This is a genomic window from Brevibacillus sp. BC25, assembly GCF_000282075.1.
Taxonomy (GTDB): Bacteria; Bacillota; Bacilli; order Brevibacillales; family Brevibacillaceae; genus Brevibacillus.
Genome location: NZ_AKIX01000121.1, coordinates 1 through 992 on the forward strand (window position 1 = coordinate 1; position 992 = coordinate 992).

6 tRNA genes are annotated in these 992 nt (G+C 50.0%); all 6 read left to right on the forward strand.

The annotated features are described in order from the left end of the window. Positions 1-138 precede the first annotated feature (138 nt). The 6 genes from PMI05_RS26810 (at position 139) to PMI05_RS26835 (ending at position 875) form a co-directional block, all read left to right on the forward strand. Positions 139-214 (forward strand) — tRNA-Val (locus tag PMI05_RS26810). A gap of 78 nt (positions 215-292) precedes the next feature. Further along, positions 293-369: transfer RNA gene (locus PMI05_RS26815), tRNA-Met, on the forward strand. A 77-nt stretch (positions 370-446) separates the two neighbouring features. Further along, positions 447-523, forward strand: a tRNA-Asp gene (locus tag PMI05_RS26820). Positions 524-623: 100 nt separating this feature from the next. Further along, positions 624-699 (forward strand) — tRNA-Thr (locus PMI05_RS26825). Between the two features lie 7 nt (positions 700-706). Beyond that, positions 707-791 (forward strand) — tRNA-Tyr (locus PMI05_RS26830). Between the two features lie 8 nt (positions 792-799). Continuing rightward, a tRNA-Lys gene (locus tag PMI05_RS26835) sits at positions 800-875 on the forward strand. The last annotated feature ends 117 nt before the right edge of the window (positions 876-992 follow it).

A 992-nucleotide genomic window follows, 5' to 3' on the forward strand; every position in this document is an offset into this window, starting at 1 on the left:
ACACAGCAGCCTTTCACGCTGTCATACAGGGGTTCGAATCCCCTACGGGTCACCTAAAAACACCTTAACAGTGATTAAGGTACCTGCAGAGTTCTCAGAGTATGCTAAGAAGCATACTCGTCACTTTGTCAGGGATTTGGAGGCTTAGCTCAGCTGGGAGAGCATCTGCCTTACAAGCAGAGGGTCGGCGGTTCGATCCCGTCAGCCTCCACCACTTATATTAATGGACAAGGAAGGTCAGCTAAAAGCGCCACGTCCTGTGGCAACACTGACACTCAGTCGTCCTGACTATCGCGGGATGGAGCAGCTCGGTAGCTCGTCGGGCTCATAACCCGAAGGTCGCAGGTTCAAATCCTGCTCCCGCAACCAAATTTTCTACTTGCTCTTCGTCGAGTAATCTTCTTGATCAAGTAGGATCGGAGTGCCCAGTGGGTGCAACCAAATATGGAGCTGTGGTGAAGTTGGAGTTCACGCCGGTCTGTCACACCGGAGGTCGCGGGTTCGAGTCCCGTCAGCTCCGCCATCTTTCTTAACGAGATGGCATAGTTCATAAACATGAAAAAGGTTTAACGGAATAAAAAAACCTTGATTTTTCATGAAAGATATGCCATAATTAAAGATATGCCGGTATAGCTCAATTGGTAGAGCACCTGACTTGTAATCAGGGGGTTGTGGGTTCAAGTCCTATTGCCGGCACCATGAAATTGGGGAGATAGTGAAGTGGCTAAACACGGCAGACTGTAAATCTGCTCCCTCCGGGTTCGGCGGTTCGAATCCGTCTCTCCCCACCATTTTTCATGAGCCATTAGCTCAGTTGGTAGAGCATCTGACTTTTAATCAGAGGGTCGAAGGTTCGAGTCCTTCATGGCTCACCAGTTTTTATAAGCCCGAAAAGTGAAAGTCAGCTTGTCAACAGCACTGGCTACTTGGATGGGAATATGCGGTCGTGGCGGAATGGCAGACGCGCTGGCTTCAGGTGCCAGTGGTGGCAA